The sequence below is a fragment of the Caryophanon latum genome, from assembly GCF_001700325.1.
In the GTDB taxonomy this organism is placed as follows: domain Bacteria; phylum Bacillota; class Bacilli; order Bacillales_A; family Planococcaceae; genus Caryophanon; species Caryophanon latum.
In genome coordinates, this window is the sequence record NZ_MATO01000056.1 from 78715 (window position 1) to 88223 (window position 9509).

9 protein-coding genes and 1 pseudogene are annotated in these 9509 nt (G+C 38.3%); 2 read left to right on the plus strand and 8 right to left on the minus strand.

The annotated features are described in order from the left end of the window. Nucleotides 1–112 precede the first annotated feature (112 nt). Entirely contained in the window at nucleotides 113–1273 is a 1161-nt protein-coding gene (locus A6K76_RS13180) for an S-layer homology domain-containing protein (RefSeq protein WP_066465832.1), read from the plus strand. A gap of 49 nt (nucleotides 1274–1322) precedes the next feature. Here A6K76_RS13180 and A6K76_RS13185 read toward each other — a convergent pair whose 3' ends face one another. From A6K76_RS13185 to A6K76_RS13210, 7 genes and pseudogenes are all read right to left on the minus strand, one after another. Beyond that, nucleotides 1323–1754 (minus strand): hypothetical protein, encoded by a 432-nt coding sequence (locus A6K76_RS13185; RefSeq protein ID WP_066465833.1) that lies wholly within the window; start codon nucleotides 1752–1754, stop codon nucleotides 1323–1325. Between the two features lie 30 nt (nucleotides 1755–1784). Further along, a pseudogene (locus A6K76_RS17300) lies at nucleotides 1785–1871 on the minus strand (S-layer homology domain-containing protein); the annotation flags it as partial. Between the two features lie 45 nt (nucleotides 1872–1916). Further along, nucleotides 1917–2237, minus strand: a complete 321-nt coding sequence (locus A6K76_RS13190) for an S-layer homology domain-containing protein (RefSeq protein ID WP_066465835.1) — start codon at nucleotides 2235–2237, stop codon at nucleotides 1917–1919. 99 nt (nucleotides 2238–2336) lie between these two features. Further along, nucleotides 2337–4094 (minus strand): S-layer homology domain-containing protein, encoded by a 1758-nt coding sequence (locus tag A6K76_RS17220; RefSeq protein WP_083995446.1) that lies wholly within the window; start codon nucleotides 4092–4094, stop codon nucleotides 2337–2339. A gap of 196 nt (nucleotides 4095–4290) precedes the next feature. Then, on the minus strand, nucleotides 4291–4704 hold the full coding sequence (locus tag A6K76_RS13200; protein ID WP_066465839.1) for a protein-export chaperone SecB: 414 nt from the start codon (nucleotides 4702–4704) through the stop codon (nucleotides 4291–4293). Then, complete coding sequence (locus A6K76_RS13205; RefSeq protein WP_066465841.1) at nucleotides 4701–4934, minus strand: hypothetical protein; 234 nt, start codon at nucleotides 4932–4934, stop codon at nucleotides 4701–4703. Before A6K76_RS13205 ends, A6K76_RS13200 begins: the two co-directional genes overlap by 4 nt. 15 nt (nucleotides 4935–4949) lie before the next feature. After that, nucleotides 4950–5561: a hypothetical protein gene (locus A6K76_RS13210; RefSeq protein WP_066465843.1), complete on the minus strand. Its 612-nt coding sequence runs from the start codon at nucleotides 5559–5561 to the stop codon at nucleotides 4950–4952. A gap of 197 nt (nucleotides 5562–5758) precedes the next feature. Here A6K76_RS13210 and A6K76_RS13215 point away from each other — a divergent pair, with 197 nt between their 5' ends. Then, entirely contained in the window at nucleotides 5759–6691 is a 933-nt protein-coding gene (locus tag A6K76_RS13215) for an ATP-grasp domain-containing protein (protein WP_066465848.1), read from the plus strand. A 71-nt stretch (nucleotides 6692–6762) separates the two neighbouring features. Here the strand turns inward: A6K76_RS13215 and A6K76_RS13220 are convergent, their stop codons facing one another. Continuing rightward, a complete protein-coding gene (locus tag A6K76_RS13220; protein ID WP_066465849.1) occupies nucleotides 6763–9273 on the minus strand; it encodes an Ig-like domain-containing domain in 2511 nt (836 codons plus the stop codon). Nucleotides 9274–9509: the final 236 nt, after the last annotated feature.

Consider the following 9509-nt stretch of genomic DNA (forward strand, 5'->3'; position numbering starts at 1 on the left):
AAAAACAGCTGTCCGAGCGAATCGGCAGCTGTTTTTCGTTATGAAAGTGTCTATATACAAGAATAGAAAAATATGTAACTATAATAGTACTTGTTAAAGAAAGGACTTTCATATGAAAAAAATACTTACTTTTTTACTAATGCTTACTCTTTTACTATCCGTAAATACATCTGCACAAGCGGCTGATTTCGAGGATATTCCAGCAAAGTTTTCCTTTCACATTGAACTAGATTACTTAATCGAACGTGACATCATTAATGGCTACCCTGATGGTACGTTTAAACCAAATGCATTGATGGCAAAAAAACATATTGCTTCAATGCTCGTAAAAGCACTCGACTTGCCTACAGACAATGTAAAAAATCCAAACTACAAAGATGTACCAACAAGCCATCCATATTATAAAGAAATTGCAGCAGCATACACAGCAGGCATTTTTGGAGATGGAACCTATTTCAAGCCAGAATCTCACATCTCACGCGCATTCATGGCAAAAATTTTATCTGAAGCATTTAACTTAAAATCCATTGCTGATAACGCGAAGACATACAAAGACGTGCCGCAAAACCACGAATTTTACCGTGTAATTCAACTCGTTTCGATGAATAATATCGCTCAAGGGAATGAGATTGAAGATCATAAAGGTTATTTTACATACACATATAATTTCAATCCGAATCAATTACTAACACGCGCACATTTTTCTGCCTTTTTAGCACGTGCAATGTCACTAAGAACAGGTGATTATTTACCAGATAAAAATTATGTTTATATCAGTTATCATGATGGTTACAAAGTTCAGTTAAAGTTTTCACATTATGATTATGAATATAGCGAAAAATCAGGTCTTTGGGAACAAACTGTATATTGGACCAATGGAGAAATTGAAAATTATTTATTAGCATATGGAGCGCAGAATGGTCAATTTTTCTTAGGTTACTATGAGTCTGAAGGTGTCTATTATACATCATATCCATTTACAATTGGCTTAAAATATGACACGTTACATGAAGAGGATTTCCCTGAGAAACAGGAAATCGTCGAAACAAGTGCAAATGTAATGATTGAAGACGAACTCTATAATGATGTAGTTGTTGTAAGGTATACATTGCATAATTGGATTAAAGTAAACGGCGAAGAAGTAAAGGATGGCTATTCTTCTAGTTATATGTATATAGCGAAACAACGTGGCATTATTGGCTTTAGCGACGAGCCTTATGAAAACATTGAATCTTTCTTTTTAGAACGCGTACCCGTTTCTTCTTTTGAATAAATGAAAGCTGCTATGTAACAGGCGCAAAACCTGTTGCATAGCAGCTTTTTTAATATCGATCTACGAAACTTGTAAATGGATTTACAATATACATAGTTGTTCGATCGAATGTATCTTCTACCGTGAAAATATAATTGTAAGAATCAAATTCTTCTTCTACGATTTTCGCGTACTTCGTAATATATCCTTCATTATAAAGAATTTGACGTGCTTGAGCTTTAGTTAAATTATATTTTTCTTCATGTGGCTCATCAAACCAATTTTGGGCAGTCCTTGTAATTTCCCCATCATACATATTGATGTGGAACCATTCCCAAGTCGCTGTCAAACAAATTTCATCGTCACAATTAATTGTATATGCATGAGCGACATATACATTATCCTCAACATGATCGAACTCTAAAATAAAACCTTTATCATATAATCGTTGCAGAGCATCCTTTACTGTTAATGGATATTTCTCTCCGCTAAAATACTTCATTGCACGTGCTAAAAACGCAGCAGCATGCGCATACGTTAACGTAACATTTGGTCGAAACGTATTATCTTCGTACCCCGTTGTGACATTCGAACGAACAAGCTGTTTTACGGCTTTATATGCTGTGTGAGATGCTGGAACGTTTTAAAAGTACGTGTACTTTCTTTAAATGTATACAAACGTTGCAGCATGTCCACGATTTAACGTTTGGTTCGGCTTAAACGTACCATCGTCATAACCATTAACAATGCCTTTTTCCACAGCAATTTGAATATAACCAGAATCTGCGTTATTGTTCTTCACGTCTGTAAACTTTGTATTTACAGGTGCAACATCTTTATAGCCGAGTGCCTTCACAAGCATCGTAGCATATTCACCACGCGTAATAGGTTCCTGCACAGAAAAATCTGTATCATTTGGTTCAATACTACGATCTGCCAAATAATAAATTTCAGGACACTGTGGATGATCTTGTTCAATATCCATATAGTATGCTTCAAACGCAGTTGGATATACTATCATTAAAAATAAACTAAAAAAAACACCAAATAATGCTCACTTCAATATTGATTCACCATCTTTCATTTATTCACACGCCCAACCGTCGCCATCACGGTCATGCTTTTTCGCATACGCTGGGTGTCCGGTTTTCACACCTTTTGGATAAACTTCGCGCATGGCCGTACAGTTTTTAAAGCTCGTCGCGGCACCTGGCACTACGTAGCTACCTGAGTTCACATCTCCAGTTGGCTGTGGCTTCGGTGCTGGGGTTGGTACAGGAGCTGGTGCTGGCTTGTCATTCGAATCGGTCGTTTCACACGCCCAGCCATCTGAATCACCATCAAGCTTCGCCGCATACGCTACGTGCCCTTCTTTCACACCGTCTGGGTACACTTTACGCAGCTCGGTGCAGTTCGCAAATGATGTTGGCACAACTGGCGCAGGTGTCGGCGTCGGTACAACCGGTGTTGGCACGACTGGTGTAGACGCTTGCTGATCGACTGTATGACTGCCACACTGAATCGTTGCGACGATATGCCCTTGCTTCGCCGTTTCGTACATTGACGCACCGACTTTGTGCACATTCGCTACTACTTCTTTGTGCGGATGCCCGTAGCTGTTTCCTTCCCCGTAGCTAATAATTGCCGTATTTGGCTTCACCGCTTGTAAAAATGAAAGCGATGAGCTCGTATTCGAACCGTGATGCCCAAGTTTCACAATGTCCGCTTCAACGTTCGCCTGTTTTACGAGCTGTGCTTCAACGTCCGCGCTCGCATCCCCCATCAGCAGCACATCTTCACTACAAAAGCCACCTTTCACGACTAGGCTTGCATCGTTCGTTTCTTTCGCGCTTTCATTTGCATAGAGCACTTGCACGTATGAATGAACATCGGTATGCTCGATTAACATGTCGCCTGCATTTGGCACAGTAAACGTCGCGCCCTCTGCATCGACTGCTTGTAGCATGTTTTTATACGTATTTGTCGTATGCACTTTGCCCGAATCGACAAAATGCTTCACATCAAACGCCTTCAGTACATCGACCATGCCACCGATATGATCGGCATCTGGATGCGTCGCAATGACGTAATCGAGCGTTTGCACATTTTGCTTCTGCAAGTACGCGACAACCGTTTCCCCTGCTGCGTCCGTTCCCGCATCAATTAATACATTCTCACCCGTCGCAAGCTGCAATAACGTCGCATCCCCTTGCCCAACGTCAATAAAATGCGCCTCCATCGTATGCGTCTGTGCCTCGTAACGCATCGCTCGTGCTAAAAATGCCGAAATGTGCGCGCGCGTTAAATTGTTTTGTGGCTTAAACGTACCATCCTCATAGCCCGTCGTAATGTTCGCTGCTGCAAGCTGGCTCACCGCTGCGTACGCTGTATTGTTTTTCGCCACATCTTTAAACGTCTTCGTCCCAGTTGGCAACGTAAACGCACGCGAAATGAACGCCGCCATATGCCCACGCGTTACGTTTGTTGTCGAGCGAAACGTATTGTCCGTATAGCCGTTAATAATGCCTGCATCCACCGCTGCTTGAATGTAGCCGGAATTCGAATTGTTTTTCTTCACATCTTTAAATTTCGTATCGACTGGCTTTGAACCGTCTAGCCCAATTGCCTTCGCAACCATAACCGCTACTTCCTCACGTGTCACAATGTCTTGCATCCCATAGCTTGCACGATCGACAATGACGTCATGCTCCTCCAAATACAAAATATCGTAATAATTCGAATGCGTTTTCGGTACGTCGCTGTACGACATCGCATTTGTTGCAGGCATGCTAAGCGACCAAAGCAGCGCCCCCATAACTCCAACTTTCATCCATCTGTTCATCTCGTTGTCTCCTCTCATTTGCACACCATATAACCGTACCATAGTTGTAGCTAGAAATAAGGAAAATTTGGATAAAAATTGGGTTTTCGGATTAATTTCATATGCTATGACTGTTTAAATAAAATTGAACATATACAAAAAAGCTGTGTGAGTAAACTATCAAAATGACAGCATACTGACACAGCTTTTTATCTCGTTAGTTCTCATTATTTTGTTCGAGTGTTTGAATAATGTTTAATAATGGCAACACTAACGTTGGAACATTAGCATTTGCTGTAATCGTTGTAATTAACGATCGAACATACGGAAATAAAATGCTAAGCGTATTGATTTCAATGCTTTTTTCATCAATTTCACCGCTTTCATTGATTAAATGGAAATGTCCTGTTATATCAATCTGCAGCTGAAATGGCATACCATTTTCTAAAGCATTTGGAAAGACTTCTATGCTTACTTTTTGAGCGATGTAATCCTCTGACCTTTCAATAGCAGAATTAAATTCCAAGTCAATTTCAACATCCCTCATTTCATAATCTGGGTTATTAATGAATTGAATTTTGTTTACTTCATAACGTAAAAATTTTAGTTTGCTGTTAACTATTTTACTCATGAGCCTACACCTGCATTTTTAGTAGAAGACCATAATTGATTGTATGAAGTCACTTTATAATTCATAGATTGAGCATATAAATTTTTCTTAGCCTCAGACTTCAATTGTTCATTTATCGTCATGTCTTCTGCAATTTCAAATCCAGCTTGCTTCATATTATATAAAATCTGTTCTTTCGGCGTTTCCTCAAAATGTTTTTGAATCGCTTGAATACGCTGTAAAGTGTTCATATTTATTCGCATCTCCTATCCTTTTTTGACTTTCTCAAAATAATATTTAGACAATAGGTAGTTATACATTTCAATCTGATTTGTATAATCAAAATCATTAAAATGTTGTTGCAACAATTTGTCATCTTTAATACATAACTGTAACTGCGGCATAAATGCTATTCTTGATTTAGTTCCTTCGTAATTTTTATAATTGAAACCAAACAACCCTAATACACAATCATAATCATTGTTAAGACCTAAACTTTGGAACAAATAATTAATCACTTTGCCCTCTGGTGCTCGATAAAGTACTTTCGGATTTACTGAAAGTATTGATTTATATGTTTCATCAAATATTATCTTATGTTCTGCTAACATCAAATTAAAAATTCGTTGATCAGGTATTTCTATTGTTGTTTCAATAATTTTATAATTTTCTTGTAATTCATCATATTTTATAATGTGACTAAAACGATATTTGTACATATCCAACATCCATTTATATGCATGAAAAGCTTCTAGAAAAAAGTAGCTACCATCTCCTAGCCAATGATGATCTCCTTTTGTCACTGGAAACAATCGAGAATGTTGAATTTCATTACCACGCTCTTTATTTGTTGCATGATAGAGTGTTAATGTTACCACACTGATACTCCTTTAATGTATCTATCTTTATTGTATCATATTTAGAAATTGTATATAAACTTCACTTAAATTTATGCTTTAAAATTCGTCGGATAATAACAAAACATCGCGTCAAATAGTTGCACTTCCCATCCAATCATTTATAATAGAAATCACATATAATTACTATGAATATATACAACGAGAGTAGGCACATCATGAAAAAGATTTATGTAATTCACGAAAACAACGAATGGACGACGCATTTAGAGAAACGCTTGATCGAGCTTGGCGCACCGTATGAGCTTTGGCATTTAGACGAAGGTACAGTGAACTTGAATGAAGCGCCACCTGAAGGCATTTTTTATAGCCGCATGAGCGCATCGTCGCACACACGTGGTCACCGCTTCGCCCCAGAGTTAACAGCAGCTGTTTTAACGTGGCTTGAGTTTCACGGGCGCACCGTGTTTAACGGCACAGAAGCGTTAACGTATGAAGTGAGCAAAGTAAAGCAATATACGCAGCTAGCTCGTCACGGCATTCAAACGCCAAAAACGGTTGTCGCAGTTGGCAAATCACGCATTGTCGAAGCGGCAAAATCGCTCAACATGTTCCCGTTTATTACGAAGCATAACCGCGCAGGAAAAGGGCTCGGCGTACAGCTATTTTATTCGATTGCAGCACTAGAGGAATACATTCATAGCGAGCGCTTCGAGGAGCCGGTCGACGGCATTACGCTCGTGCAGCAATACATCGAGTCGCCAGAGCAGTTTATTACGCGTGCTGAATTTATCGGCGGCAAGTATATGTATTCAGTGCGCGTCGATACGTCAGAAGGCTTTGAGCTATGCCCTGCCGATGCGTGTCAAATTGGCGACATGTTCTGCCCAGTCGGTGAAACGCCGAAAAAGCGCATGAAATTTGAAATTGTCGACAACGCATTCCCGGAGCTTATTGCGAAGTTTGAGCAATTTTTAGCGGCGAGCAAAATTGACGTTGCGGGCATCGAGTTCATCGTCGACAAGGACGGCAAAGCGTATGCGTACGACGTGAACACGAATACGAACTACAATGCAGATGCAGAAAACTTACACGGCACGTTCGGCATGCTCGAGCTGGCGAAGTTTTTACAAAACGCTTTAAACGCATAATAAAAACGCTCGGTGTTGCGCCGAGCGTTTTTTCTATCATGTATTAAATTGCTACATTACATTTATATCGATTAATGAATATATTCTATATAGTAGATGTATGCCTGCTCGAAATTATATAAATCAGGAATTATTTGATACGCACCATAATCATATGTCAGAATACGTTCAATCATACCGATGTTTTCACGGATAAAATGAATTTTTTGTACATCATTTATTAAAAACACATGTTCATTTGGATAATTACTTGTTATATTTCCATCTTCATCAATTGAATAACGAATGACAATATCATCGGGCTTAATTTCAGATGCCTCTGGATTACATAACACATCCTCTTTTTTGAAGCTTGAACCGTTCCAAGTAAACTGTTTTCCTTGTGAAGATTCACAAACCCGTACGGTATTATTCTTTATTTGAGGATACCCATGATAATAATAACTTGACGATTCATCGATTAACATTTGAATACTTTTTCCGTCTTTACTTCCAAGCAAAATAAATGAAGCGGATTGACCTGGATTCACACCAATAATCACTTGCTCTCGAACATTATTCATCACTGATCCACTATCATAAAATTTAGCGTTCCCACTTAAATACGTGCTATACGTCGGCTGCCACTGTGCTGTATTTGTATCGTAGCTATATGCTTGCACTAACGTTTGCTCTTCATATTCATTATAAAACAATGCAATAATTTCTTTCGTTTTTTGTCCTGTTAATGCATATTCATTAACTTCTATAACTGAATATCCTTTAGGTACGCCGTCACTTTTTAAATACTCTATAAAGTCACTAGCAGTTACTACTTCAGGCTCAACCTTCACATTAATTAAGGCTGTATATGTTTTATTATTATATTGATACATTGCGGTAATCGTCGCTGTATATGGCTGGGCTGCTTCCTCTACAGAAACTTTACCTGTTTTACTTACACGTATACGATCGTCGCTTGTCGTATATTCAACTAGCTCTGTAATATCCATCTTACTTGTTTGTGCCGTAACAACATCTTTCCAATTCACTTTCACTTGCACTTGTTCCACTTCATCACTTGTAGCTGTTAATGTTTGATTTGTGAAAGCAATTTTTTCTACCAATTGACATTCATTTTTCGTAATTAAAGGTAACTCAGTGCCTGCAAGTGGAAAACTACTCACTTTAAATTTTTTTAGTGGTGGAATTTCAAGTGACATTTTATAAAATACACCTGCTTCTCTTACTAAACATGCACCTAAGTTATCTTCTATATCATAATGTTGTTCGATTTTCGCATATGCACCAAAATCGTTATGCATGTTAGCGATACCTAACGTTAAAAATCCTGCTTCAACTGTAAATCGTGGACCAACTTCTACCTTGCCACCACCTACTATTGTTTTGGCAAAATCGTTTCTATTGTCAAACTTCTTAATGCCTTTAAAATTTTTATTCTCATATAACGCACCAAGTGTAAATTCTGTTGTATTTGTATACGCCATTGTCCCTCCAACCATAATAGATGGACGAACAGTAACTCCTGCATGTAATTGCACCGTAAATCCGTATGGTAAGACGTATGTGAATGTACCAAGATTTATTTCATCTTTTGGTAATAATTGCTTATATAACTTTTGAAGTGGCAATTTTACTTGCGGTTCAATAGATAAACTTGATGTCACGATTGCATCGATTTTAAATTGATGTGGTCCTGTCGTAATTTTACGTTTGTCAAAATCCATAGTAAATGACAAAGCATCCAATTTAATTGATCCTGTAACGCCATAAGCTTGCCCCTCAATAGTACTCAGATAATCAATTAATCCAAACTCCCAACCTTGACTAATATCATTTGAAGCTAGTACGACACGATCCTCAAGCTCCATTTTAACAAGTCTATCTGATGTTAACGCAAATGTCGTATTCATATCCAATTCTGAAAAAACTTCATCAAGCGTTGGGAATATCGTTTTTGCATGTACTTGACCGTTATGTTCTTCAATAGAAACGATTTTGCGCATAAATCCTGATGTAAACTCATCGTTTGGCTCCATTTTAATAATGTCACCGATTGAGTATATATTTTTAGGAACTATAAACGTCTCTGCCTGTTGTTCTGGTTCTCCAAATGGAATATATACTTCTCCAGAGGCTAGCTCAATTGAAGATACATCTAAAACATTTTTATTTACAACAATATTTGCATAGCTAGGTTCGCTTGTCATAAAAGTCATCGTTGCATCTTGCTCGAGTATTTCATCATATACTGATTTCGTGTCACTCGATACATTTAACGTATACATTTTCCCAGCATCATATTGGTCATTCGGTGGTAACACTGAAACTGTTGTACCGTCCTTCTCGACTACATAGTTCGGATTATATGTATTTCCGTCCTCATCAGTAACAAAAATTTTATTATGTAACGACTCTTTACTTACAAATGAAGAAAATGTAATTTGCCAAACTTTATCTACAGGTACATCTGTTTGCACATCAAATTCCAATGTATCTGCAAATACTTTAGTGTCATCACTTACCGAAATAATGATACACGCTAATAAAATGACTATTATTTTTTCAATTGATACTTTCACTTTGTTCCTCCTTATTCTTTAATATGAATACAAGCGTGTTGATTAGCCATTCAACTGGCATTTCGCGTATGGTGGCTCGCTTTCCTGGGGCTCGGCTCAAGCCTCCGCGCCTCTCCTATGTCGAGGCTTACGGGGTCTTGAGGCACGAGCTATTACCCAAGGAGTCTCGCCACCCGCTCCATGCCACAAAAATGCAGCGTTCATCTCCGTCTTGCTACTAAAAAAAAGCAATTCAG